The organism is Brevibacillus brevis (assembly GCF_900637055.1).
In the GTDB taxonomy this organism is placed as follows: Bacteria; Bacillota; Bacilli; order Brevibacillales; family Brevibacillaceae; genus Brevibacillus; species Brevibacillus brevis.
This window is the reverse complement of the sequence record NZ_LR134338.1, coordinates 2402988-2426953: the sequence shown is the minus strand read 5'-3', so window position 1 is coordinate 2426953 and position 23966 is coordinate 2402988. Positions and strand designations below refer to the sequence as shown.

32 protein-coding genes and 1 pseudogene are annotated in these 23966 nt (G+C 39.9%); 15 read left to right on the top strand and 18 right to left on the bottom strand.

The window, feature by feature from the left end; genetic code table 11:
* Positions 1–63: 63 nt before the first annotated feature.
* The 9 genes from sucD to EL268_RS12180 form a co-directional block, all read right to left on the bottom strand.
* Positions 64–966, bottom strand: a complete 903-nt coding sequence (gene sucD, locus EL268_RS12220) for a succinate--CoA ligase subunit alpha (RefSeq protein WP_015891769.1) — start codon at positions 964–966, stop codon at positions 64–66.
* Positions 967–1010: 44 nt separating this feature from the next.
* Positions 1011–2171, bottom strand: coding sequence for an ADP-forming succinate--CoA ligase subunit beta (gene sucC / locus EL268_RS12215; protein WP_016743310.1), 1161 nt, complete (start codon positions 2169–2171; stop codon positions 1011–1013).
* Between the two features lie 186 nt (positions 2172–2357).
* On the bottom strand, positions 2358–3413 hold the full coding sequence (locus EL268_RS12210) for a hypothetical protein (protein WP_106653444.1): 1056 nt from the start codon (positions 3411–3413) through the stop codon (positions 2358–2360).
* Between the two features lie 36 nt (positions 3414–3449).
* Complete coding sequence (locus EL268_RS12205; protein ID WP_106653443.1) at positions 3450–4343, bottom strand: AlbA family DNA-binding domain-containing protein; 894 nt, start codon at positions 4341–4343, stop codon at positions 3450–3452.
* 84 nt (positions 4344–4427) lie between these two features.
* Positions 4428–4766: an SCP2 sterol-binding domain-containing protein gene (locus EL268_RS12200; protein WP_106653442.1), complete on the bottom strand. Its 339-nt coding sequence runs from the start codon at positions 4764–4766 to the stop codon at positions 4428–4430.
* Between the two features lie 71 nt (positions 4767–4837).
* Positions 4838–5152 carry a YbjQ family protein gene (locus EL268_RS12195; RefSeq protein ID WP_048033469.1) on the bottom strand — a complete coding sequence of 105 codons (315 nt, stop codon included), beginning with the start codon at positions 5150–5152 and terminating at the stop codon, positions 4838–4840.
* Positions 5153–5275: 123 nt separating this feature from the next.
* Complete coding sequence (locus EL268_RS12190) at positions 5276–6088, bottom strand: CBS domain-containing protein (RefSeq protein WP_106653441.1); 813 nt, start codon at positions 6086–6088, stop codon at positions 5276–5278.
* Positions 6085–6441, bottom strand: a complete 357-nt coding sequence (locus tag EL268_RS12185; RefSeq protein WP_048033471.1) for a hypothetical protein — start codon at positions 6439–6441, stop codon at positions 6085–6087. Before EL268_RS12185 ends, EL268_RS12190 begins: the two co-directional genes overlap by 4 nt.
* Positions 6442–6470: 29 nt before the next feature.
* A complete protein-coding gene (locus EL268_RS12180; RefSeq protein WP_106653440.1) occupies positions 6471–7193 on the bottom strand; it encodes an EAL domain-containing protein in 723 nt (240 codons plus the stop codon).
* Between the two features lie 494 nt (positions 7194–7687).
* Here EL268_RS12180 and EL268_RS12175 point away from each other — a divergent pair, with 494 nt between their 5' ends.
* From EL268_RS12175 to EL268_RS12160, 3 genes are all read left to right on the top strand, one after another.
* A complete protein-coding gene (locus EL268_RS12175) occupies positions 7688–7996 on the top strand; it encodes a protease inhibitor I42 family protein (protein ID WP_106653560.1) in 309 nt (102 codons plus the stop codon).
* A gap of 387 nt (positions 7997–8383) precedes the next feature.
* On the top strand, positions 8384–8650 hold the full coding sequence (locus EL268_RS12165; protein ID WP_106653559.1) for a CPCC family cysteine-rich protein: 267 nt from the start codon (positions 8384–8386) through the stop codon (positions 8648–8650).
* 108 nt (positions 8651–8758) lie between these two features.
* Positions 8759–9034 (top strand): hypothetical protein, encoded by a 276-nt coding sequence (locus tag EL268_RS12160; protein WP_106653438.1) that lies wholly within the window; start codon positions 8759–8761, stop codon positions 9032–9034.
* 167 nt (positions 9035–9201) lie between these two features.
* On the opposite strand, the gene EL268_RS12155 is transcribed toward EL268_RS12160, so the two are convergent.
* The gene (locus EL268_RS12155) at positions 9202–10746 is read right to left on the bottom strand and encodes a YifB family Mg chelatase-like AAA ATPase (protein WP_106653437.1); all 1545 of its coding nucleotides are present in this window, start codon (positions 10744–10746) and stop codon (positions 9202–9204) included.
* Positions 10747–10881: 135 nt separating this feature from the next.
* Positions 10882–11109, bottom strand: a complete 228-nt coding sequence (locus EL268_RS33930) for a helix-turn-helix domain-containing protein (RefSeq protein ID WP_373863404.1) — start codon at positions 11107–11109, stop codon at positions 10882–10884.
* A 215-nt stretch (positions 11110–11324) separates the two neighbouring features.
* Between EL268_RS33930 and EL268_RS12150 the strand changes: the two genes are divergently transcribed.
* A complete protein-coding gene (locus EL268_RS12150; protein ID WP_106653435.1) occupies positions 11325–11594 on the top strand; it encodes a GPW/gp25 family protein in 270 nt (89 codons plus the stop codon).
* 561 nt (positions 11595–12155) lie between these two features.
* Here the strand turns inward: EL268_RS12150 and EL268_RS32775 are convergent.
* Together EL268_RS32775 and EL268_RS12145 are read right to left on the bottom strand one after the other, a co-directional pair.
* A complete protein-coding gene (locus tag EL268_RS32775; protein WP_164724467.1) occupies positions 12156–12314 on the bottom strand; it encodes a hypothetical protein in 159 nt (52 codons plus the stop codon).
* A 63-nt stretch (positions 12315–12377) separates the two neighbouring features.
* The gene (locus EL268_RS12145) at positions 12378–12572 is read right to left on the bottom strand and encodes a helix-turn-helix domain-containing protein (RefSeq protein ID WP_106653434.1); all 195 of its coding nucleotides are present in this window, start codon (positions 12570–12572) and stop codon (positions 12378–12380) included.
* 146 nt (positions 12573–12718) lie between these two features.
* On the opposite strand from EL268_RS12145, the gene EL268_RS12140 reads away from it, so the two are divergent.
* The 5 genes from EL268_RS12140 to EL268_RS12120 all read left to right on the top strand — a co-directional run bounded on the left by EL268_RS12140 (position 12719) and on the right by EL268_RS12120 (position 16135).
* Positions 12719–13099: a helix-turn-helix domain-containing protein gene (locus EL268_RS12140; protein ID WP_232030545.1), complete on the top strand. Its 381-nt coding sequence runs from the start codon at positions 12719–12721 to the stop codon at positions 13097–13099.
* Positions 13100–13212: 113 nt separating this feature from the next.
* A complete protein-coding gene (locus EL268_RS12135; protein WP_106653432.1) occupies positions 13213–14577 on the top strand; it encodes an SH3 domain-containing protein in 1365 nt (454 codons plus the stop codon).
* Between the two features lie 66 nt (positions 14578–14643).
* The gene (locus tag EL268_RS12130; RefSeq protein WP_106653431.1) at positions 14644–15024 is read left to right on the top strand and encodes a DUF6979 family protein; all 381 of its coding nucleotides are present in this window, start codon (positions 14644–14646) and stop codon (positions 15022–15024) included.
* A 95-nt stretch (positions 15025–15119) separates the two neighbouring features.
* Positions 15120–15650 (top strand): hypothetical protein, encoded by a 531-nt coding sequence (locus EL268_RS12125; RefSeq protein WP_126435422.1) that lies wholly within the window; start codon positions 15120–15122, stop codon positions 15648–15650.
* 5 nt (positions 15651–15655) lie between these two features.
* Entirely contained in the window at positions 15656–16135 is a 480-nt protein-coding gene (locus tag EL268_RS12120; RefSeq protein ID WP_106653429.1) for a hypothetical protein, read from the top strand.
* A gap of 304 nt (positions 16136–16439) precedes the next feature.
* Here the strand turns inward: EL268_RS12120 and EL268_RS12115 are convergent, their stop codons facing one another.
* The 5 genes from EL268_RS12115 to EL268_RS12095 form a co-directional block, all read right to left on the bottom strand.
* Positions 16440–17513, bottom strand: a complete 1074-nt coding sequence (locus tag EL268_RS12115) for a retron St85 family RNA-directed DNA polymerase (protein ID WP_106653428.1) — start codon at positions 17511–17513, stop codon at positions 16440–16442.
* 215 nt (positions 17514–17728) lie between these two features.
* Positions 17729–18049: a hypothetical protein gene (locus EL268_RS12110; RefSeq protein WP_106653427.1), complete on the bottom strand. Its 321-nt coding sequence runs from the start codon at positions 18047–18049 to the stop codon at positions 17729–17731.
* Between the two features lie 5 nt (positions 18050–18054).
* On the bottom strand, positions 18055–18936 hold the full coding sequence (locus EL268_RS12105) for a phosphoribosyltransferase-like protein (protein ID WP_170154331.1): 882 nt from the start codon (positions 18934–18936) through the stop codon (positions 18055–18057).
* A gap of 189 nt (positions 18937–19125) precedes the next feature.
* On the bottom strand, positions 19126–19695 hold the full coding sequence (locus EL268_RS12100) for a hypothetical protein (RefSeq protein WP_106653425.1): 570 nt from the start codon (positions 19693–19695) through the stop codon (positions 19126–19128).
* 30 nt (positions 19696–19725) lie between these two features.
* On the bottom strand, positions 19726–20592 hold the full coding sequence (locus EL268_RS12095; RefSeq protein WP_164724465.1) for a DUF5071 domain-containing protein: 867 nt from the start codon (positions 20590–20592) through the stop codon (positions 19726–19728).
* Between the two features lie 119 nt (positions 20593–20711).
* On the opposite strand from EL268_RS12095, the gene EL268_RS12090 reads away from it, so the two are divergent.
* The 6 genes and pseudogenes from EL268_RS12090 (at position 20712) to EL268_RS33265 (ending at position 23897) form a co-directional block, all read left to right on the top strand.
* A complete protein-coding gene (locus EL268_RS12090) occupies positions 20712–21155 on the top strand; it encodes an ImmA/IrrE family metallo-endopeptidase (protein ID WP_106653423.1) in 444 nt (147 codons plus the stop codon).
* Between the two features lie 194 nt (positions 21156–21349).
* Positions 21350–22135: a hypothetical protein gene (locus EL268_RS12085; RefSeq protein WP_106653422.1), complete on the top strand. Its 786-nt coding sequence runs from the start codon at positions 21350–21352 to the stop codon at positions 22133–22135.
* Between the two features lie 135 nt (positions 22136–22270).
* Positions 22271–22513 (top strand): recombinase family protein, encoded by a 243-nt coding sequence (locus EL268_RS33280; RefSeq protein WP_232030395.1) that lies wholly within the window; start codon positions 22271–22273, stop codon positions 22511–22513.
* A complete protein-coding gene (locus tag EL268_RS33275) occupies positions 22483–23154 on the top strand; it encodes a recombinase family protein (protein ID WP_331251424.1) in 672 nt (223 codons plus the stop codon). The genes EL268_RS33280 and EL268_RS33275 overlap by 31 nt, the downstream gene beginning before the upstream one ends.
* Positions 23115–23318 (top strand): annotated as a pseudogene (locus EL268_RS33270) (recombinase family protein); the annotation flags it as partial. The gene EL268_RS33275 and the pseudogene EL268_RS33270, both read left to right, overlap by 40 nt.
* 60 nt (positions 23319–23378) lie before the next feature.
* Positions 23379–23897: a hypothetical protein gene (locus EL268_RS33265; protein ID WP_232030620.1), complete on the top strand. Its 519-nt coding sequence runs from the start codon at positions 23379–23381 to the stop codon at positions 23895–23897.
* Positions 23898–23966: the final 69 nt, after the last annotated feature.

Here is a 23966-nt window from a genome sequence, read left to right as displayed (position 1 = left end):
AGAGGCTGCTTCAAAAATAAAAAAGTGGACAAGCCTAAGGCTGTCCACTTCTTTCTTATTTGCTTACTTGCCCATTACTTTCTCGAGCATACCGCGCTCTTTCAGCAATTCAACAAGTGTTTCACCGATAACTGCAGGTGTTTTCGCTACGCGAATACCACATTCTTCGAGCTTCGCAATTTTCTCAGCAGCTGTACCTTTACCGCCAGAGATGATCGCACCAGCGTGGCCCATACGTTTTCCTTCAGGAGCAGTTTGTCCCCCGATGAAACCTACAACTGGTTTTTTCATGTTAGCAGCGATCCACTCTGCTGCTTCTTCTTCCGCAGTACCACCGATTTCACCCAGCATGATAACTGCTTCTGTGTCTGGATCTTCGTTGAACATTTTCAGTACGTCGATGAACTCCATACCTTTTACTGGGTCTCCACCGATACCCACAGCTGTGGATTGACCAAGGCCGCGAGTAGAAGTTTGGTGAACTGCTTCATAAGTCAAGGTACCGGAGCGAGATACGATACCCACTTTACCTGGAACGTGGATGTAACCAGGCATGATACCGATTTTGCACTCACCTGGAGTAATTACGCCAGGGCAGTTAGGACCTACGAGAAGGGTTTTCTTGCCTTCCATGTAGCGCTTAACTTTCACCATGTCCAGAACTGGGATACCTTCAGTGATGCAGATTACCAGATCCAGTTCAGCATCAACTGCTTCCATGATCGCGTCAGCAGCGAAAGGAGGAGCAACGTAGATAACGGATGCAGTTGCACCAGTTGCTTCAACCGCTTCTTTTACTGTGTTGAAAATTGGAATACCGTCAACTTCGGTTCCACCTTTACCAGGTGTTACACCGCCCACCATTTGTGTACCGTATTCAACGGCTCCGCGAGTGTGGAACAGACCAGTTGCACCCGTAATCCCTTGCGTAATTACTTTTGTATTTTTATTAACGAGAATACTCATCGCGTAATTTTCCCACCTTTTTTTACGTATCTACTCGAAATAGCTTACTTCACCAAGGATACGATTTTCTCAGCGCCATCCGCCATAGATTCTGCAGCTACAATGTTCAAACCGGACTCATTGAGGATTTTCTTACCCAAATCTACGTTTGTACCTTCGAGACGTACAACGAGAGGTTTGTCCAATTTGATTTGTTTTGCTGCATTCACTACGCCGTTTGCGATAACGTCGCATTTCATGATGCCGCCGAAGATGTTGACGAAAATACCTTTTACTTTTTCGTCACGGAGAATAATTTTAAACGCTTCCGTTACTTTCTCTTCAGTAGCTCCGCCACCAACGTCAAGGAAGTTAGCTGGGTCTCCACCGTAGAATTTCACGATATCCATTGTTGCCATCGCCAGACCTGCACCATTTACCATGCAACCGATGTTACCATCAAGTGCGATGTAGGACAGATCGAACTTGGAAGCTTCGATTTCTTTCTCATCTTCTTCATCCAGGTCGCGCAGAGCTACGATGTCAGGGTGACGATAGAGAGCGTTGCTGTCGAAGTTCAGTTTCGCATCCAGTGCCATTACTTCACCGTCGCCAGTTACAACCAGTGGGTTGATTTCAGCGATAGAAGCATCTTTATCAACAAAAGCTTGGTACAAGCTCATCATGAACTTGGCAGCTTTGTTAATCAATTCTTTTGGAATGTTGATTGCGTAAGCCAGGCGACGAGCTTGGAAGCCATTCAGACCTGTTACTGGATCAACTACTTCTTTGAAGATTTTTTCTGGAGTGTTTGCTGCTACTTCCTCGATGTCCATACCGCCCTCTTCGGAAGCCATCATTACAACGCTTCCAGTAGCACGGTCAACAACTACACCCACGTAGTATTCTTTCTTGATGTCGCAGCCTTGCTCGATCAGAAGGCGCTTAACTTCTTTACCTTCTGGACCTGTTTGATGAGTAACCAGTACTTTGCCAAGAATTTCGCTGGCATATGTACGAACTTCATCAAGATTTTTTGCAACCTTTACCCCGCCAGCCTTTCCACGGCCACCAGCGTGAATTTGCGCTTTTACTACGTTTACTTGGGTGCCCAGTTCTTTCGCTGCTTCAACAGCTTCTTCCACTGTGAAAGCTACGCGTCCTTCAGGAACTTTTACACCGTACTGCTTAAGTATCTCTTTACCTTGATACTCATGAATGTTCATTCTCCATCCTCCTATGGCAGATAAAGATCGGCAGGCTTTTAGACCGGTTCAAAGACGTCTGTCTTTTTCCAGTCATAACCTCCACTATCAGTGCAACGTAACTATTCTACGACAAAAACTGCAAAAGTGGTAGTAATATGTTCTTTTTATCGTGACCAGAAGTGCGAAACTTCATGAGGAAATCCCTCATTTTCGTAGAGATTGAAACAATTTCCACTCGTTTTCAGCGAGTTCATCGTGAATATACCAAGTTTGGTCATACTTAAAGTATCGTGGATAAAGTTCAATTTTCTGCTCTGTATCATTCACAAAAAAATGTAGTTCGTATTGTTTTAAGCCCGGATTTTTCGGTGGAACATTTAGTGGATCTGCATTTTTTAGCAATCGGACAGCTTGATGGGCAATTCCTTGTTCGATCGTCGTTTGGGTGACATCCAACTCTGAGTCTTGGACGTTCATTTCGCCATTAGCTGCGATGCGAATCCTTGTAGATTTAAATAACTGGTCGATCCTGTCTTCCTTATGATTGCTTGGCGGCATCCATTCCGTTAACCGCGAAAAGAGGCTACCCTCTACGTGAAAGAAAAACGTTTCTCTCCCAAAGGGAACCGCAATCAGCGTCGGCGTCAAAATGGCCACTTCTACCGGCTTGTCAGCAGAATTCATTCTCATCCGATAGTTCGGATAGAGTGGATATTGCTTGCTACGACTGTCCGCCTCCGGGACTGCCGATCCCATTACTTTCCTGATGTATTCTGCTTCTGCTTCGTTCAGCACGCGCGCCTGACCAAGGTCCTCTGCCGCCAACCGCACGCTTTGAATTTTTTGTGAGAGCACTCCTTTGCCAGTTAACTTGTTTACCCACTGATAAAAAAAGCTGGCACCCGCTCCACGATACGTGTGTCCGCCAAATTCACTTGCCGACTCTCCCACCGTCACGACAAGTGGAGCCTGCTGTGTCCGGTACAAGACAAGCGTAAAACGTACATCCTCTTGCTTTAACGGCTCGGATGATATTTGTAAATCTTGTCCCTGTCCGGACAATTCTTGCAAAAACAAGCGCATGTCCAATAATACTTCCTGTCCATCCGTTGACATCACCGTTACTTTTTCAACCGCACCTAGCTCTGTCTCGATATGATCTTTCATGTCTTCAGAAACCTTGCCTGGCTGTGCACAACCAGAGACGAACAAGCTACTCACCATCATAACCAGTAGACAAGTACGTAAAGACGATATCACGCAGTAACCCTCCTCGTATGTTCCTGTAAGATAACGCTACAGAAGTCCCAATCGACGGCTGATCTCACTGCCAAGCTTTCGTTTCACGTAAATTTCACCAATTTGGTGCGGATCTTTCACGACAACGGAGCGATTGTTCGTACGAATAACCACATATTTTTCATTATTTTTGTCCAAACCACAAATCAAATCAGACGAGGCTTCTACAAAAATAGCTACAACCGTTTTCCCATCTATTTTTTTCAACGAAATTTTTGGAAATGGGGTCACAAACGGTGACGTCTTATCTTGGATATATTGCGTAATGGCAAGAATGTATTTGTCCGGGTCTCCATACTGCTCGATCTCATGGTCAATCCCGCACACTGTCCCCTCATCTGTGATACCTAAAAATAAATTCCCGTTGTTTGAATTCGCAAACGCCACAATAGACTTAATAATTCCCGTCTTCGAATAAAGAAAGTCGCGTTTGAATTCAATCATGTCGTTTTCACCAAGTTTTGTTGCGGTTACGGGATCATCAATTCGGCCTAAATAGCGAAAGCGACTGATGGCGCCTAAGCGATAGACATATTCTTCAAATATATCAGCAGGCAAAGAAAGGTCTTCTATGCTTGCATCCGTGTTTTGCCACAATTTATATGTTTGTGGAGCAAAGCACATGTCAAACAATACGTTTCCACCGAGCGAGCGTATGTTCATACCGATGGAAGCAGGCATGATCTTCCCCGGCTGATAAGGGGCATCTGTTTCTACTTCCAATACTCCTGAATGAATTAAATAATCGAAATAATGACGCGGTAATTGTACATGATGCTTTAATAACTGACGTTCTGGCTTGGGTCGTCTGATTTCTTGATAAAAATCAAAATGCACAGATTGTTCTTCCAGTTGGCTTACCATCGCAATCAGTGAACAAATATGGCGCATGTTTCCCCTCGTTTTGTGTTGGAGTAGGTGTCATTGTTTGGTCATATTTTAACGTAACCTTTTCCGAATTGACTAGTTTTTTCGTTATTTTTGTGATTGATAGTGATGCAAGATTGTTTGCAATTTAAACGAAAGTCCCATTTCTCCGCTAATTTTTAGCTTACCTGTTACAAAAGCAACGGTAGGATTCAAGCGTCCCTCTACGAGCTTAATAAAATCTTTGTCAGATAACTCCAGCTTGCAGCCTGCTTCCCTTGTCACACCCATCTTGTAGTCCGCTTGATTATCAGCAAACACAACCTCGTAGGTGCCCCCCTCTTCTCCACTTAGGACAAAATGGTAAACCGCATGTAATCCAGCGATTCCTTGTGGCTGAGCGTTTATTCTATTCGATAAATCCTGAAGAGTGTTTTGTACCTGCATGCTCACTTCTCCTTGCTTGCTATGTATGAGGGCCGCTTTCGGTAAAAAAAGAAAGCCGGGTGTTTACCGGCTTACTTCACACGGACTGCTGTGCCTGTGGCAATAACCATCATCATACCTTCTCGCAATGTTTCGAAGTCGAGATCAACCCCAATTACTGCGTTTGCACCTAATACTCGTGCTTTTTCTTTCATTTCACGCAAGGCCAGTTCACGACCTTCTGAGAGCTTGCTCTCATACGAGCCACTTCTGCCTCCGATGATGTCCGTAATCCCTGCGAGAAAGTCACGGACTACGTTTGCGCCCATGATTACCTCTCCGCTGACGATATCCAGATACTCTTCCACTTCTTTTCCTTGGATCATGCTGGTAGTAGTTACGATCATGTCATTGCCTCCTCATTTCGATCTATTTACAATATGTATTACGTACCATAAAATAATCGGTTGCAAAGAAAGATCTAAACCTGTCCAAAAGTGTATGCGCATTGCCAGCAAACTATACTTTTCCTATCCCACTGTGGAAGAAAGTGTTTTGGATAACTTGGCAGCTGAAGAGCCTAAACTTGCTTCAGCGATTAATTCCCGCCATGATCTAGCGAAGAAGTCTGGTGTTTGGTACCCGTTCACATGACCAACCGCTGCAGATACAAAGATATCCAGAACGTTTGTTGGACGTGTAATGAGCGTAATGTATTCCTGAATTTGTTCATCGGAAATCGTAGAGATCAAAACAAACTCGTCCCCTGCATAACGACATAAATAATCCCCCTGATCTTCAGCCAAAGAAGAGAGAACCGAAGAATAGGTCCGGATGACATCATCCCCGAATGGATGACCATGCAGCTTATTAATTCGGCCAAAGTCGTTCAAATCGATAAAAAGCAAATGGAAAGGTTTTCGCTCCTTTAAAAAATTTTCCCCAATAAACTGGATGTATGGAGCGCGATACAAACCCGATAATGGGTCTCGATATTCTGCTATTTTCATCTCTACGATTTCTTTTGTGACGAATCCGATCACTTGATCTTCTTGTTTGACCAAAGCAAGCCCATTTTGTTCTTGATGAAGCGCGTGATAGGCCTCCCAAACGTTGTGATTGGCTGACAGATAGAACGGCTGACTACTCATGGCATCGGCAACGATTCGATTAGGATGAGCTGACAGAACGTCTCTCGTCGTAACCATTCCTAGTACCTCTCCGTGATCCATGACAACTAACGAATCAACATGAGATTCGTTCATTCGCTCCGCCGCATAAGAGACACTTTTGTCAGAGGTGATGGTACAAATCGTCGTCGTCATGATGTCGGAGATGTTCATAAAAGATCCACCTCTCGTTGAACAGACAATGCTATTTTTAACTCAGATCGCAGAACCATAGAGTCGCTAATCATACGCTCTGCCTCTTCCAGAATGATTTTCATCAATAATTTTTCATCAATCATTTGCAAAAGGGTATTCCTTAACAAAACCGCCTCAATCTTTGGATGATCCATTTTCAGTAATGTAAACTGCTCTGGTGAAAGTGCATCCGCCATTCTCCTTACAGCCTCAGGACCAATTGGTGCTTTCCGTCCGATGATCAACAGATCCTGCATCGGAGGGACTTCAAACTCGGATATTTTTAAGGAAAGCGTTGCCTTCCGAGAATATACGTTGTTATCACTAGCCATAAAAATTCCTCCAATTCTGCATTGTCCTCTTATTCGTCCGGCAAGCTGCCTGGTTTACCAAACAAGTATCCCTGGCCGATTGCAACGCCCAAAAAAGAAGCGCAAGCAAAATCTTCTTCTTCTTCAACTCCTTCGAGAATGAGTTGAGGTGCATCTTTGCAAAAATCGACAAACAATTTTACAGTCTTTTGCTTTTCTAATGAACTCGAGAGCTCTTGCGAAAAAAAGCGATCAATCTTGATGTAATCTGGCGAAATATCTTCAATTTTACTGAATATGTTCGCGCCATCTCCGACATCATCCAGTGCAATTAGAAACCCCATCTTTTTCAATTCAGCTATGCGTCGTGTAAAAATGGGTTCGCTCCAGCATTCTCCTTCCATAATCGATTCGTTGATCTCCAAAACGATTTGGGTTAAAAAGGGACGGAAGGAACGAGCGATCTTTTGAATGAAGCCAGGAAATGTGTCTTCTATTATGGTAGAAGGAAAAATATTCACAAATAAAAGCTCGTTTTTGTGTTCAAGCGACGAATGAAAAAAAGTCGAGAGTGCATGATGCAGGGAATGGACGTCGAGTTCTGGCAGCATTTTGTTTTCCTTCGCCAAAGAAAACAATGCCTCTGGATGGATCCCCGCTTTACTGCGAAGTAATACTTCATACCCTATCCTACTTTTCTCAGGAAGTTGACATATAGGCTGAAATGCGTGGTAGTACTCTTTTTTCTTAAATAATTCTGCAATGCTCTCCATCAATTTTCCTTTCCCTTTCCTAGCAAGTATGAACACAAAGAAAAAGCTTCTTCCATGCGCGAGATATTCTGCGCCATGGAAGTGCTGGGAAATGTACCTACATGCACGAGCAAAAGAAATTCTACTCACTCTGGATATTTCTAGCCATAACAATAACTAGGTAATAAAGATTACAAATAACAGCAGACATTTCGACAATATATGTCTTTGTCCCTACTTATTCGCCAACATCTTGCATATTCCTTTCCAGATCATACTAATTGTTTCAAATTAATTAGGAACATTGTCCGTATAATGGCTATTTTCCATCATAATCATTTCGCTAAATGATAGATGTATCAAGCAATTCCACAACTTGTAAACGAATTGGATCTCATGAAATGAATGAAAATAAAATTTTAACTGTTTGTTTTGTCGTTAGCAGCTATCAAAACTTTTTTCATATGGTATGGAAAATGGGTTACCACTTCATCCAAAAGGAGGAAGGAAGGCCAGTGATTAAGACCTCAACGTATACACTACAAGTTCAGGAAGGCAACTTGTTCACAATTTCGCTAGTGGCAAATCCCTCAACCGGCTACCAGTGGGACTTGTCTAATCCAGTCGATGCTCGCTTTTTATCGTTGCATGCGAATCATTTTGTTCCTCCATCATCACCGGCTCGTATTGGGCAAGAGGGGCATCAGGTGATATCTTTCCAGGCTTTACGGCGAGGAATGACGTCGATTTCTTTGAAGTATTGTCGGCCTTGGGATAGTGGGGATTGCGGGGAGTTTGTGTTTTATGTGGTTACGGTTGTATAGGGCTATGTGTAGAAAATACCCATTGCTCGGTAGTGAAGTGCTTAGTCTGTATGTGGTGCGTTCATTTACGAGGCACATGCAGACTAACTGAGCGCATATTGATAATCACCCAGGCATATATGGTATAATTTGGATGAGGTGATTAATATGGGTTTCATTATTTTTACTGCGATATACCTTAATCCTATTCTGGCTATTTTGTTCTTTGTTAACTTTACATTTATTATGAAGAAAATTGTCAACAATAAGGATTATAGGCGAAATGCAGTCTTTGGATCGTTGCTGATTGTATGGATCTTTTTTTCTTATGGATTGCTCATTATGGCAAGATAGTTTATTCACTGTTGGGAGAATTATCTCTTGGATTTAGGAAGTGAGCAAAATCAAATGAATGCAAAATTCACTTGTCCATGTTGCGGTTATAAAACGCTCTGTCATGACGGAGAATTCGATATCTGTCCAATTTGTTTCTGGGAGGATGATCCCTTTCAATTTATGGAACCAGATTCAGATAGGGGCGCAAACAAAGTATCCCTACGAAAGGCACAGGGAAACTTTATTCGTTTTGGAGCCTGCGACGATCACGGCAGACCATTTGTTAGAAAGCCTACATACGATGACGAAAAAGATAAAAAGTGGATGCCACTGACTTGAGACTAAATGTAATGATGTGAGTGATAACTACGCGCTATTCTGTTTTCGTAATCAAAATGATGAGGATTTCTACTTTCCACAAAATTGGATACTTTGGAGCTGAGAGTATTGTTCAAACGCTATACAAATAAATACGCTCGTTGGATTCGGATTCTCGCGTTTGTTATTAGTATAGTTGGTTTTATCGTTGGGTTATTTATTTGGTTCGACGATCTTAATGATAATTTTCTCCATTTTCTAACCAGTGTGTTTTATTCCGTCATTCCTTCTATATTCTTGCTTGGATTTGCTGAAGGAATTGAAATCTTGTACCGTATTCATTTACGATTAGAATTTACTGCTAAGGATAAGCCATTGTTTGATGAAACTAGTGAGTCTGAATGAGGTTAACATTTACATCTATAGGGCATAAAAAATGAAAATAATTGGTTCTTCCTCATCGCATCTATGTTCTTTCTTTCTACACTAGCAAGGATGTTAAATGTTCATACCTTTGAGGTATTGGCACTGAGACGTTTAAACTTATCGGTTTTTTTGTATATCTAGCACTCTTAAAAAAGTAGCCCTCGATCCAAGGCTCTGTAGCGAATCGCTTCTGCTACATGTGCAGCATCTACACGGGAAGCGCCATCTAAATCTGCAATCGTTCTCGCCACTTTCACAATTCTATCGTAGGCTCTTGCACTCAAACCTAATGTCTCGAAGGCAAGCTGCAGCATCTCTTGTCCTTCCTTATCCAGCTGAGCAAATTGTCGCAGTTCTTCGCCATTCATCACGCTGTTAAAAGGACATCCCGGTCGGTAGTGGTATCTTGCGCATTGAACAGCCCTCGCTTGTTCTACTCGTTGTTGAATGTCTTTCGAGGACTCCTCTGCTTTTCTGTTGTGAAGAAGTTGAACTGGCACTCGCGGCACCTCGATGTGCAGGTCGATGCGGTCTAGCAGGGGACCCGAGAGCTTTGACCGGTATTTGTAGATTTGTTGGGGAGAGCATGAGCAGGTTTGCTTCTCTCGAGTAGCGTAGAATCCGCAAGGACATGGATTGCACGAACCGATTAACAGAAACCGAGCAGGAAAGGTAAAAACCTGCTTGGATCGTCCAATCGTAACAACCCCTGATTCCAGCGGCTGGCGCAGTACCTCTAATACATGCCGAGAAAACTCGGGCATCTCATCAAGGAAGAGGATACCACCGTGAGACAAGCTACACTCTCCGGGACGCGGGATTTGCGCACCACCGCCAATCAGTGCAGTAGCTGTAATTGTATGGTGCGGGGCACGAAAAGGTCTTTCCTCGACAAGCCCACTCTCCCGCTTCAATTGACCAGCAATACTGTATATTTTCGTCACTTCGTAAGATTCATGTATGGTCATGTTCGGCATGATACCAGGCAGGCAAGTAGCTAAAAGGGTTTTCCCTGAACCTGGAGGCCCCACCAATATCACATTATGAAATCCAGCTGCAGCGATCTCCAAGCCACGTTTTACAAATTGCTGTCCGTAAACATTGGCAAAGTCTGGGGGCAGTTGGTTGGCATTTGTCTTGCCTTTCTCCGATTCGGGAAAAATCAAGTCTGAGTTCTTACTATGAAGTCCTTCTTTCCAGTAGCTCACAGCCTCTTCCAGATTGCTCGCAGGCAATACGATAATGTCGACGAGCCGTGCTTCCGATACATTTTGTTCGGGGAGGATCACATGGGTAAATCCTGCATTTTTAGCTTCTAGCAGAATGGGGAGTACACCCGTTACAGGGCGAAGAGAACCGTCTAATGCCAGCTCTCCAAGAACGAGGGTTCTCTCTGGTCTAGGGAGCATTTGCTTCGAGGCTAGTAAAATTCCAAATGCAATAGCAAGGTCGAAACCTGAGCCTTCTTTGCGCTGGTCAGCTGGTGCCAGGTTGACGGTGATCCGCTGCATTGGGTAATCGTATCCTGCATTGCGCAAGGCAGCTCGAACACGATCTCTCGCTTCTTTTACTGCGGAGCCGCCAAGTCCGACCAAATCGAATTGAGGTAAGCCATTTGCTATGTCTGTTTCTACAGTGACGACCATTCCATCTATGCCGAGTACAGTGCCTGAGTAGCTGCATGCGTACATATTCTCTCCCCCTCTGGTTATAGGGTAGGAAAAGACAGAGGGGGTAGGCAAGTAAATTGGAGCTTTTGCCTAAACGTTGATACCAATTTGTCCAAAGTCTTTAAGTCTGGATTTCAAAGATTCTCTTTGTCTTGGTCATGACAATAACCCGCATTCCTTCACGAACGCTTCCGCATCCTCTCGGGATGGCGTCGCTCGGCCATTAATTACATCCGATACCAAGCGTGCCGATCTTCCTAGCCTCTTCCCAAGTGATTCATTCGTCAGTTGTTCGCCTGTACGCTGATTTTGATAAGCATATCCACAGATGTCATGTATCCGAGCGCGAGAATATAGTGAAATTCTAGTGCTGTTGTTCCCCATCTGTTCTCCTCTTTTCTATTTGGTTTTCGAATTACAATGAAACTTTGCTCATCTTTCAGACTTCCCCTCGTGGATAGCGATGGGGCTTTTTCTTTTAAAAGCGATACTAGAAGCAATTGGTAGGACTTTCCATGACCCTTGTCGAATCTGATGTCGGAAGAACGTGAACTTTGGCGAGTGACGTTCTTCTACTCACAGTAAAAGGGGTGGAAAGAATGAAATGGATACCTGAAACACCTGTTAGAACAACTATTGGAGCTCGCTTTGCCGCAACGGATTTCAAAAAATCCCACAAGTTTGATTTCTCAAAAGGTGACTTTGTAGGGGGAGGAACTGTTTACGTTGATGGTGTTGAGGCTTTCAAGCAAAGTGTAGAAAAACTTGTTTTAACAGATAGAGAAAAATTCTCTTATGGATTGATGAATGGAATCTTTAAAGCCTCCAAGCTGGATGAGTTGAGAATGAAGCTCGTGATTTGGCGATAATTCTTGTTTCTCAATCCCTTGGTTCAACTGCTCACAGCGACTTAATGGTCTGGGACATACCGTTGATTCAGTCGAAAGCATCGAGAAATCTGTTATTGACGGGAAAGACTATTTGCTAATAACTTACGAGCAACAGGCGTGGATGAAACGTTGGTAATTCATGTGCCCTATCCGTGGTGGTAAGCAGCTGGGCTAGTTCATATAAAGTGTCATGAGTAATTGATCCAACTTGCTTGTCTAGAACATCGGGTAAGGATTCCAATATAACTTTTAGATATTCATCCTTTTGAGCCGCTTACTCGGCGGCTCTCTCATCTATAGCAGCCTTGAACTCTTCCTGCACGATCTCACGAATACGTTGTTCAGTCAGATGCATTATTTTCACCTCACTTTCATCACACAACTGCATGCAGCGTCGAGTCTTGGCAGTGACCCCACCTTGACCTTGTTATCACCCTTACCTGGTGAATTGGTGGAATGTATTAAGGCGCGGCTCATTTCTTCGGCCGCTCCCGCTCTTCGGCGCTCTATGCAGTTGTGTGAGTGTCGTCCAGCACTCCTTTAGGCTGTTTCCTCTTTCTTTACTGGTTGATCCGTCTCAGTGACTTCCTTTGGTTTTGCTGGTTTTGACTTAAGTAGAACCTCCAAAGCATGGACCATACGTTTCATATCAGGTGCGAACTCACGGTGGAATTCGATACCTTTAGGTGGTTTGATCATTGTTGGCCTCCTTTCAAGCTAGTAATTGTATATTGCCCTCGAAACTAACCGAATCGTTTAGTTTCAGGCAAAAAAATTTCTTGGATCAACTTCTAAAGCCTCTGCAATTATTTGTAAACTGTCCGTACTAATTGGTGATCTTCCTGTAGCCAGGTGGTGATAACCCATTGCTGTAATACCTAGTTTCTTAGCTAAATACGACTTTGTTACACCTCTATCGACCCTAATCTGCTCTATTCTTTCATGTACAGCAATCAAAAACTTTCACCTCTCGTCTAAACGTTTTGTTTACCTCTTGTTCAGATAATAAGATAAACGTTTCGTTTAGTCAAGTGCATAATTAAACTTTTCGTTTATAATATTAAACGGTGCGTTTATAAATGGTAAACTATTTATTACTGGAGGTGATTACTTTGACTCTTGGCAATAAATTAAAAGCATTACGTGAACAACGTGGTTGGACACAAACCTTAGCAGCCTCGAGACTTGGTATCTCATCTCAAGTAGTTTCTAACTACGAAAGGAATTATAGATCCCCTGACAAAGAGATGTTGTCTCGGATCGCTAAGGTATATAACTGCTCTCTAGATTGGCTACTTGGAATTAGTGACGATCCGGAAAGAATAGAAGATAATGCCTCTGTAGTAGAGAAGAAAAAGTCCACTTCTGAATTTGAAAGCTTATTCTTCTATGAATTAGAAAAGCTAAGCGAGGAAGATAAACAGAAGGCTTTAGAGCATGTAAGGTACTTAAGATATCTAACGGAGCAAGAGAATAGGAAGTAATACACGAGGCACGCATTTTAAAATACGTGTCTCTCACTTTATCCAAGTTATTATCAGTTTTTTGAATGCTCTACATATTGTCAATCCAATGATCATTTTTATGGGGGATATTAATGAGTAAGATTAACTTTAAAGTTAAGCACCTTGGTCACCGCACCTTAACATTAGATTCAAGATCAATCTCTACTCTAAGAAACAATTATACTAAGAGCATAAAAAAACGACCTCTAGGCAATTATGCCATTAAACCAATTAAACAGCCTCTAGGCAAAGCTACGGCAGTTTTCGAATATCAAGCGAAACTATTCTCTCAATTTCATAATCCATTTAATCCCATGGTATCCAATGCTGCTAAATCAATAGAGTATCAATCAAAAGTACTGCAAGATGTAATTAGACCAATTAATCCTGTGTTTGCAGAAGTCACGAAATCTTTACAGTACCAATCAAAAATACTTTCTGAATTCCAAAACGCTATTCGTCCAATTAATCCCGTCTTCGCTGAGGTTACGAAAACACTGCAGTATCAATCCAAAGTTCTTTCTCAATTCCAAAATGCTATCCGTCCAATTAATCCCGCATTCGCGGAGGTTACGAAAACACTACAGTATCAATCCAAAATTCTTTCTCAATTCCAAAATGCTATTCGTCCACTAACCACTGAGGTTGCGAAAACACTACAGTACCAATCCAAGGTACTTGCTCAATTTCAAAATGCTATCCGTCCAATTAATCCCGCATTCGCGGAGGTCACCAAATCCTTACAGTATCACTCTAAACTGGTTTCCCAAGTAATCAGTCCAGAAATAAGTTTATCCCTTTCTCATTCTTTACAAGCTTTTCAGGCTGAATATAAATTTAGTTCCGATAAGGTTAATCAAGTATCATCCTTTCTTAACAGTATAGATATTGAAAGTCTTCAAAATTTACGTACTGTACAAGTTGAAGCAGATGAGAACGTTCGAATGAATTCTCTAAGTTCCGATCAAATTAGTGAAGTGATTCGTCTAGCATTAGAAGAGAGTGGAATCTTGACGCGGATTCAATCACTTGAATCATCTATTAATAAACTAATTATCATTGCATTAAAATTTAAAGAGCCGTTTTTTAAAACTGTCATTTTAAGCATTGTACTTAATCTGGTATCAAGTATGATTTTTTGGGTATTTCAACCAGCACTCGACGAATATAGAAAAACTATTCAAAATAAACCTCAATCTATTAAGCAAATAAAATCAGCTGTTTCACAATCGGAAATTTCTAAGGAAGCATTAGTTGATTACAGGTTTGTTTCCGCAGATACTCTTAGCGTAAGACAAAAACCCAGTAGTAAGTCAAGCAAGCTAAGTACGCTTTATTTTGGGACATTCATTAGAGTTGTGGAGACTAGAAAGGACTGGTCCTTAGTTGAATGGACTAGTGACGATACACTGATTCGAGGTTGGGTATTTTCAAGATACTTAGAAAAATTTAAGTAAGAAGAACTGACAACGAGACGATCTAATTAAGAGCCGTCTCGTTTTAGGGAACAGGAGGCATAATTTATGGGTAAATACGGAGAAACTGCACTACTGGCAGTTAAATTGATTGAATCAAATCAAGCTGCTACTCCCCAAGAAGCCTGGGAGAAGGCGTCAACCAAGCTATTTGGCGCAGGTACATATGGACAGAAAAAAGGTTGTCCTAAAGGTGCATTCTTGGGGCTCTGTGAGGAAGGCTTTATCCGCGGAATAGAGGCTGGCAAATATACAAAGTCACTGGATAATAAAGCCTATGCTCTTCGGGCTGCTGCATTACTAGTGAAGGACCCTACCCTATCACAAAGTCCTTCAACCTTGTGGAAAGCAATTAATATACAAAAGAGTCATAACAGTCAGATGGATGTTGTGATATGGCTATGGGAAAATAATTATATAGTGAAGTAATGTTTAACTACTTGTTAGCACAGTGGTATTTGCAGTTTCTTGCGGAGCAGGAAGATATGAAAAAATAAGAATCAGTTTGGTGGTGTATGGCTATCATGAAATTATCTAAAAACTGGAAAAAAGTTATTGATAGGTGGAAATATTTCGTATTAATCGTTTCATTTCTATTAATATTTTTTATTGATAATTGGGTTGAGCACTCTGATATTTCTAAATCATTTTATGATAATGTATTGTTCTATCTTTTTGATTATATTCAATTACCAGTTGTTTACTCCCTTCTAATTGTTATGTTACTTGTTGCATTTTATACGGATATTATAAGACAAAAAGAAGATGACATAAATTCGCAAGCTGCAAGTATGATTAAAATAAATTCTGAACTTGCTACGCTAAAAGCAAGAAGCAATTTCCTTTCAGCAATGAGCTCTTTTACAAACAGTCAGCCAAGTGTGTACGCAGTACAATTATACAAATTTTCTATAAGGCACCATCTCAACAATATTTCCAAAATAAAAGTAGAACACTTAGATGGATATGTTAAAGAAGAGATTAATTTAAATGCTTTATTGCAACTCTATTTTGTTGTCGATAAAAAATACTTAAAAATTTTCAGTATGCATTAAAAAAATTGGAGCAGGGTGATTTCGTACCTATTGTAGACTTTATCCAAACATATAATAATAAATTAAAAGAAAGGAAAATACTGGACATAAAAAGAACTGATTTGATGATCTTAAGTTTTTTAGAGCTTGCGGACGACTTGCTTGAAAGTAAGTATGGAGTCATAACAGGGAGAACTCTTGACGAAGTATTAGTAAGGAAAATTAAGGAACAAGGAATTAAACGAACAGGTATCCTTAAAGGAATCTTATCCTTTAAATCAACATTCTATCAATTTGAGTACTCAGGTAAAGGTGATAAAGAAGGTCGTCTTTATGTAACAAGATATGTGAATATACTGGGGAGTGATTACGTTTTTTTAATTACTCTAGATCCAGATATTCTAAACGAAAAAGATGCTAATGAGCTGCTACAATCATTACAAGATGATTTTTATGAGCTGATTAACAAAGCAACCAATTTAGAGTATAATAAAGACATCAAATGATTTTAGGGGTGTTTCATTATGACAAATAATACAACCCAAAGCCAGAAAGCTGAACTAATGGATCTTTTAAGAAATCGCGGTCTCCAACCTATTGAGGGACAAAAATCAACCAAGTCTGGTACGAACTACTCTTCAGTGAGTCAACCAACTAAAGTACTAGTTGTTAAATAAGATAAAGACATCTCTGTTAAGGCGTACCTTTTGTTATTGCATAATAAAATTCTGCTATTATTTGGATACTGGTTAATAACATATAAAAAGGACGACCAGATGTTTATAAAACAATGTCTGGTCGTCCTTTTTATTATAATAATTCTTTTAGGTAGTTTTTCCCTTTAATAAGTTCAGCATCTTTTGGATTTAATAAAAGACAGTAATTGATTAATCCCAAGAGTCGCTTTAAGTAGTTTGCTTTATAGGAATTGAGTTTTTCTAAATGCGATGCTAGCCCAAACTTTTTAATATAGTATAATTCTTGTCTAATTTTTCTTCGGACTTCTCGAGGTGCTTGTAGTTTTTCATTTACGACGCTTCCAGTTACAAGCTGTCGCTGATTTTTTGTCATTACTCTTGTCTTCGAATCATTGATTTTAAAATTGTCGGCATCAAGAACTTTTTTCACGAAATTTATTACTTTTCCAGGCTCAATGTCTCCAGAAAATGTTAAATCATCTGCATATCTAGTATATCTTACTCTATTTTTTACAGCAAAGGCAGCAATACGTTTATCTAGTCTTTTCATGATTATATTAGAAAGCATTGGACTTGTTACAGCACCTTGTGGTAATTTTCCGTTCAAGCAACATAACTTTGCTAACATAACTGAAACAGGTTTGGAATACCCCATTTCTATAAATAATACAAAAACTTTTTCTTCACTAATTGATGGGAAAAAGTTTTTTATATCAATAGTAATTACGTATTTTTGCCCTCTATGAAACCTAACATTGTCTCTAATCGATTTTCCTTTTAAGTATGCTTTAGCAAATTCACTTACGTTATTTTTATAAAGAATCTCCTCTAGAATCCATCTCTGGATCTCCTTAAGATTTGGTAAGGGTTCAGATATCTTTCGAAACCCTCCATTTTTTTTAGATATAGCAAAATTACGATAAAAGTTCTTTGCTGAATTTGATACTTTCAATAAAAAAGAATACTTATATCCTAGTAATGCTGATAGATGTTGTTGATCATATATCACTGGCAATGAACGATCAAATAGATTCTTTGAATATTGCAAACATTTATTGATATATTCTTCGTCATACTCAAATTCTTTTGCACGTAATGTGAAATTTACTCTATAAGTTTCCCAGTTCATAATTTCTTTCCTTTTTTGCATTGGTAAAGAGCTTTGATTGGAAATATTACCAATCATTGAATTTTATCATTCGCACGAGAGCTTGCATAAATGTAATTTATGCGAGGTCTTGTGCCCCGCAAGCTTCTTTGAAGCGCAGCGGACTTTACAAGCACTAAGCGAAAAGCTCCGGTTTGAAGCTTAGTGCTTGTAAAGATGGCTTGAAATTAAGTCCTTCTCCGCCTGACGACTCGTCAGACAACGTGTTCTCAACGTAAGTCTAATATTTTTCATCAAAGCTCTTTTACCACACTTTTACTAGGCAAATATATCTCATATATTCCAACTTTGTCTAGTTTAAATTCATCTAGAGGAGAAATCCATTCTGCCGATTTACTTCTGTCAAACTTTTTATTCAGCTCCTTTAATTTAGCCTTCCCCTTCTCCGATAAAACAAGTCCACTTTCAGTACCTTCAGCAAACCCTTCTTCCTTAATAAACGATAAGCAACGAGCTATTTGTGAATATTCTAGCCCTAAATTTAATAATCTATCTACACTACCATTATTTTTTACTAACTGTAGTATCAAAATCATAACACTATCTTTAACCATGTGTGCTATCTCCTCGGAAAAGGAGCAATGTTCTTTCCGTTTTCATACCAGTAGATTGGGAAGGTATTATTAGGAGTTCTAGCCATTGCTACCAAAGCCTCTGATTTTCCATAACCCAAATTATTATTAGCTTTTACTTTTATTTTTTGCTCGATCAATTGCATCAATTTCAATTTCTCTTTAGCCTCGTCTGGTGGAAATACACCTGATATCCCTTTTTCCTGTAGATAAGTCACGAAACATTTAACGCCTAGGGATTCTATCCTCTCAACACCTTCCTTTTGAGCAACTAAAGATAATAAAACGATTTTGTCCTTAGCAATATCATTATCAAACATATGTTTCAGTGCATCCTCTGCTGTTTCACCTGTACCTATAAAATCATCTACTAATAATATTATACTCGAAGTCGAACTATTAATGTTCTTAGGTAAAGCATCAATCGTATTTGCAAGTATAACTTGCTTTGACGCAAAAACTGAATATTGTAAATCAGTAGCTATGAATGAATATGCCATTAATGTTGAACTTTTGGATTTGCCAATATCTTTTGGTGCCAATAATGGCATAACATAGATTTTATTAAATTTATTTAACTCAGTATCTTCTTGATATACTCTTATCAAAAGGTTTTTAATTTCAAGACTATACTGTGGCAAAGCGATCCTTAGGAAATTTTCAGATAATTCTAAAACGAGTTCTTGTTGCTCTTCTGTTAAGCTCTCTAGCATAACACAAAAACGATTAAATAAACTATGTTCCATTTCTAAACTATCTTCAATTTCCCATCCCTTTTGTTCAAATAAATTAATGACTTTTTCAGCCATACTCACATTGAGAGTTGTCTTTTGTTTCTTTGAATGTCGAAGTTTTCGATTGTTATACATATTTAACCATGCCCTTTGGTAACCTATGACTGTTTTCATTTTACATTCTATTGTCATTTACATAATTCGCTATTTACAGCAAAATACCTACATTGTTCACCCATCATCATTCGACATAAAACGACATAACCTCCTGATCAGTGATCAAGAGGCTGCAAAAATCTGTTCTAATTACGGTTAATACTAATATCAGCTTCCTGCGATCCTATCCTCCAATTTCCGCAGCATAAGTTCCACATTTGTTAATTCTATCCGATCTTCACTGTCTCTGAAGTCGTCGTACTCAAACATTCCAGTAATTCTGATCTTATCTACTTCTATAAAGCTTAATATCCTTTTGGCTTCTTCCCTTAGTAATTCACTTATGCCTTCATTGAGAATCAACGTTCCATTAGAACCACTTAATAATGCAAAAGACAGACCCAAGAATCGCAAGAAACTATATCCATCACAATAGTCCTCGTAAATGTTATCTAATACCCTATCTAAATCATTCGCATCACTAGCTACTATTTCTAATTCCTCTTTGACTCTTCGGTACTCAAGATCTCCAAAAGGTATTACCGGCGTTAACATTTGCTCCAAGTCCAGATCAATATATCTCCCCTTGAAATCTAAGCTGATAAGCTCCAGATAGAAGGCGCTCCCATAATGCTCTTCAATCTCCGAAGTCACATACACCCATTGCTCGAAGTCCTCTATGGTTAGTTTCTTTTTTAAAACCTCGCTAAATTTTATCTGAATATCAATAAGATTCATTTGCTGAGCCCACCTTTCCAGCTCAATTTATTACAGCAGGCGATGCTGTATTAGGATCTCATTAGCAATCACATCAATCTCCTCTTGTGATTGCCTGTTTGATAGGATTATAAGCTCATCTTTTAACTCAAGAATCAATTCTGTAGGCCAATGTTTCACCAGTGCTATCAATATCCAATAAATCCACAATTTATCATTGCCGAGTAAAACCGGTCTTAAATGAGGAATGACCAGTTCCCTCATTTCAACCAGTATTTTTGCGATTACTTCAGCACCCGGCCAGTTCATATCTTGTAACCACATTAGAAGACTTGGTATATGCCCTTTTAAACGTTGATGGTCTATGCTAGATAATACTACTGCGGCATTATCCCAATATGATTTATCGAAAGGTTGTATTAACATGTCCAAATATTCTTCTGAAGCATGTTTTAGTTTTTCGATTGCTTCATTTTGAAATATTTCGGGAGTATCCAAGTGCAGGAATTGAATGAGTTGTTTTATACTCTCTGCTTCGTTTTTATATGATGGTAGTTTCTCATTTTCGATGTTATCTGTTAACAAACCAAATTTTTGTTCATTACACCATATCGGTTTAGAAAATGTGATCACCTTCATTTCCTCACCAGAGGGAGTATTTTCTAGTTTAACCGTATAGAACAGCTCATTCATTTCTAAATTTGATTTCTCCTGTGGTTCACCTATCGTTTGATATATTTCTCCGCTGATTCTAATACTGCCATTTTCATTGTTTCTCCAACGAAAAGTCTCTAACTCACATAACTCATAGTGAAAGAATGCAATCCATCCCGTTCCGTCTGGTAAGAAAACAATCTCTGTGTCTTCCTGAGCACCCGGTCCATACATCACATCGATTGACCATTTCCCAATCATCATATATTTCTCCTCCAATTGGTCATCCATCCAGAAATTATACAATTTATTGTCACTAGTAAGAAGACTGAACACATGGTAGGATTACGCAGCAAGAACAAACGTTCCCAAGAGGTGATTTGATGAAATTGTCCTACTCTCCTACCCCACTTGAAATCTGGATAAGCCACTTCTACAAACAACTTAGGATAAAAACCCCCGAGGAAATGGATGAACAGCGTATAGCTAGATCATTAGGCATCCATCTCGTTTACAAAGAGATGCCATCAATGGCATATGAGTTTGGCCGTTTCAAAAGTATAACGATAGACAAAAGACTCCCTTCACTTATGCAAAGGGAGCACTTTTACCATGAGCTATGCCATATCCTACGTCATTCTGGCCGCCAGCTAATAATGCCAGCGGCATTCCGCGAGCTACAGGAATGGGATGCAAGGAACTTTACAAGATATGCTGCACTGCCACTCCATATGATTACTGCATACGATTTCAAGCAGCCTGATATCCTAGACATTTTATCGGACCAGTTTAAAGTGACGCCGCAACTATGCGGAGAGCGATTATAAAAAATACATAATAGATTAAAACTTGCTGTAATCTAACCTTCTCCTGCTTATAGCAGGTTTTTTCATTTCTTGTCATCATTTAAAAGTATATATGATAATATTCCTAAGTTTCGACATAATACGACGGATTTTTTACCTATAAAACATTAATATATGAGTAACCACTAAAATATGCCTATTCTAAGAGGAATCTTATGGACCTATCAAAACTTGTATCAGATGCTACAATATTGCGGTTATTACTCCCTATTGTGAGTACAATTTTCTTATTCATAGTGTTAAAGCCAGGTATTATTACAATCTTTACAGCATCTAAGAGTGAACGATTATTAATGAATAAGGAACTTCGGCAAATTCTTTACTTTGTAAAATACATTGTGTTAGCTTATCTTTTTCCTTTTTCGATGTTTCAGTCTTTCAAAGCAGCAATAGTAACGTCGCCTTTTTTTCAATCTGATATATACTTGTTAATCTTAGCTTCAATTGGTTTAACTTTACTATGGTTTAACTCAAAAAAAGAAGAAAAATGGAAAGCAAGTAATAATATTTGGGTTAGGCTCTTACTAGTTTTTAGTTCTGGCTACTATTGCATTTGTCTCGGCTTGGGCTATTCTGCAATCCTAGACGCTGCGTTCGAATCAAAAACAGTTGATGCTATTTTAGTAGTATGTTTTATTACAGTTTTATATTGGTTGTTTCTTAAACCTGCGATTAGATTTTTTACAGAAATGGATTCCGAAGAAATCAAGGTAAAAATACGATTATCGAATGGTCAAGTCATTCGAGATGCTTATCTTCTCCATCCAACTCATAGTAACCAGATTTTGTTGGGAGATAAAAATGAGCCTGCTCTTTGTTATCATAAGATTTCTCTCCCAGTTTCAAAAATAGAGTACATCGAATTTTTCATTACGAAATATCATTGGGGAACCCCCTACACCGTTAAGAACTCCTCTATCACTATTCATAAATCTAAATAATGTAATTCTAGATAAACTAAAGACTCGTGTTACTTGTTATAGTTCTTAATGTTTCTCATTATCAGCCCGATCGGGCTTTTCTTTTAGTCTATTTATCAAACGTACGTTCTTAACCAAAAATGAGGAGGAAAAAAGATGCGCCTTGCTGTCTATGCACGAACAAGTTCAGATGATCAAGCAGAACGTGGTACGATCGAAAATCAGCTAGAGTTTGCTCGTAAGTACGCGGATCTCCATCAATTAGAAATCGTTAAGTGGTACAAGGATGACGGGGTTACTGGAACAATCCCTCTAGAAGCTCGTCCAGCCGGCCACGAACTGTTACAAGATGCTAAGGACGGAATGGAATTATCGATCTCCTTCTTATCTACCGCTTAGACCGACTTGGACGTTCCGCTAGAATCATCCTAAATTCCGTTCACGATCTAGAAAGTGACGGTGTTAAAATTCGTTCTATGACGGAGCCATTTGATACCGGAGATCCGTCTGGCCGTTTCCTTTTAACCATTCTAGCAGGGGTGGCTGACTTAGAGCGTGAGACCATCATAGAACGTCTGTGGTACGGTGCAAACCGCGCTGCACGGGCTGGTAAATGGCTTGGAGGTATTGTCCCCTATGGATACCGCGTAGACAGTGAAGGCTATCTGGTGGTTTGTGAAGAGCTACTCCCCCACTCAGATATGACTGAGGCAGGAGTTGTTAGGCTGATCTTCCATATGGTTGCTAACCAAGGCCACTCATGCATAAAAGTCTCAGAATACTTAAATGCCTTAGGTGTTCCTACGGCTTACGCAAGGGATGATCGGAAAGTTACTCGAGGAAAACGAAAACAGAAAACTGCGGGTATTTGGCGCCCCTCAAGAATACGTGGGATCATTACGAGTACCACTTACTATGGATTACATATCTATGGAAAACGGAGCAAAAGAAAACGCGATTTGATAGAACGTGAAGTTCCAGCCATCGTTGATATAGAAACATGGGAAAAGCACAGGCAGTCCTCCGAAGTAATCAAATAGAAGCTATGCGTAACACCAAGAATCAGTATTTACTTCGAAGCCTACTAAAATGTCAGTGCTGCGGATTAACGTATGTGGGGATTCATTATCCTGGAAGTAAACGAGCTTTGAAAGGATTCTATGTCTGTACTGGTAAACAAGTATATAAGGGCCCAATGCAAGGGAAATGTACTTCGAAGAATTTGCCGCAATATTGGATAGAAGACCTTGTGTGGAGAGATTGCTTGGCCTTTATTAATCAGCCAGGGGAAGCCCTTCAGGAAATTGCTGCAGCTAGGGAAGTAAAGCAGACTGAGAAGATCGATTTGGAGACCGAAATAACACTTATTCAAAAGAGCATTGATGATAAAGATGTAGAACGACAGAGTATCCTGGACCTCTTCCGTAAAAGCATCATTACTTTTACCGATTTAGAGAAACAGATCCATAAAATCAATCAAGAGAAAGAGATCCTCGAGCAACGGATAAAAGAAATACGGACCTCGCTACAAGTTGACCGCGATTACTCTACTAAGGTAATGAATGCTTTTCAATTACTCACATCTCTACGAAACAAACTAGATGACAATCCCTCATTCGAAACGCGACGTGAAATTGTGAAGGCTTTGGTCCAACGCATCCAGGTACATACAACCCCTAGCGTAGGTTCAAAACGCCCACGTGCTTCAGTCACCGTTCAGTATTGTTTTGCCAAGGATATTATCTACACGGACATTGGTTGCAATAACAATCGCTTTTTCTAAAGTACTCATCTACTTCCCCCTTTTCTAATGAAATGCCAATTCTATTGAACATTTATTAAAAGCCCACCT

Coding starts and splice junctions, on each gene's coding strand:
- EL268_RS12155 (WP_106653437.1), bottom strand. CDS start 10,746: ATGTACGCATGCAGCTACTCAGGCACTGTACTCGGCATAGATGGAATG.
- EL268_RS12100 (WP_106653425.1), bottom strand. CDS start 19,695: ATGAATCTTATTGATATTCAGATAAAATTTAGCGAGGTTTTAAAAAAG.
- EL268_RS12205 (WP_106653443.1), bottom strand. CDS start 4,343: ATGCGCCATATTTGTTCACTGATTGCGATGGTAAGCCAACTGGAAGAA.
- EL268_RS12095 (WP_164724465.1), bottom strand. CDS start 20,592: ATGATGATTGGGAAATGGTCAATCGATGTGATGTATGGACCGGGTGCT.
- EL268_RS12105 (WP_170154331.1), bottom strand. CDS start 18,936: ATGTATAACAATCGAAAACTTCGACATTCAAAGAAACAAAAGACAACT.
- EL268_RS33930 (WP_373863404.1), bottom strand. CDS start 11,109: ATGGGGAACAACAGCACTAGAATTTCACTATATTCTCGCGCTCGGATA.
- EL268_RS32775 (WP_164724467.1), bottom strand. CDS start 12,314: ATGATCAAACCACCTAAAGGTATCGAATTCCACCGTGAGTTCGCACCT.
- EL268_RS12085 (WP_106653422.1), top strand. CDS start 21,350: ATGGACCTATCAAAACTTGTATCAGATGCTACAATATTGCGGTTATTA.
- EL268_RS12190 (WP_106653441.1), bottom strand. CDS start 6,088: ATGAACATCTCCGACATCATGACGACGACGATTTGTACCATCACCTCT.
- EL268_RS12125 (WP_126435422.1), top strand. CDS start 15,120: ATGAAATTATCTAAAAACTGGAAAAAAGTTATTGATAGGTGGAAATAT.
- EL268_RS12090 (WP_106653423.1), top strand. CDS start 20,712: ATGAAATTGTCCTACTCTCCTACCCCACTTGAAATCTGGATAAGCCAC.
- sucC (WP_016743310.1), bottom strand. CDS start 2,171: ATGAACATTCATGAGTATCAAGGTAAAGAGATACTTAAGCAGTACGGT.
- EL268_RS33280 (WP_232030395.1), top strand. CDS start 22,271: ATGCGCCTTGCTGTCTATGCACGAACAAGTTCAGATGATCAAGCAGAA.
- EL268_RS12195 (WP_048033469.1), bottom strand. CDS start 5,152: ATGATCGTAACTACTACCAGCATGATCCAAGGAAAAGAAGTGGAAGAG.
- EL268_RS12150 (WP_106653435.1), top strand. CDS start 11,325: ATGAAATGGATACCTGAAACACCTGTTAGAACAACTATTGGAGCTCGC.
- EL268_RS12130 (WP_106653431.1), top strand. CDS start 14,644: ATGGGTAAATACGGAGAAACTGCACTACTGGCAGTTAAATTGATTGAA.
- EL268_RS12135 (WP_106653432.1), top strand. CDS start 13,213: ATGAGTAAGATTAACTTTAAAGTTAAGCACCTTGGTCACCGCACCTTA.
- sucD (WP_015891769.1), bottom strand. CDS start 966: ATGAGTATTCTCGTTAATAAAAATACAAAAGTAATTACGCAAGGGATT.
- EL268_RS12180 (WP_106653440.1), bottom strand. CDS start 7,193: ATGGAGAGCATTGCAGAATTATTTAAGAAAAAAGAGTACTACCACGCA.
- EL268_RS12165 (WP_106653559.1), top strand. CDS start 8,384: ATGAATGCAAAATTCACTTGTCCATGTTGCGGTTATAAAACGCTCTGT.
- EL268_RS12185 (WP_048033471.1), bottom strand. CDS start 6,441: ATGGCTAGTGATAACAACGTATATTCTCGGAAGGCAACGCTTTCCTTA.
- EL268_RS12110 (WP_106653427.1), bottom strand. CDS start 18,049: ATGGTTAAAGATAGTGTTATGATTTTGATACTACAGTTAGTAAAAAAT.
- EL268_RS12115 (WP_106653428.1), bottom strand. CDS start 17,513: ATGATTGGTAATATTTCCAATCAAAGCTCTTTACCAATGCAAAAAAGG.
- EL268_RS12200 (WP_106653442.1), bottom strand. CDS start 4,766: ATGCAGGTACAAAACACTCTTCAGGATTTATCGAATAGAATAAACGCT.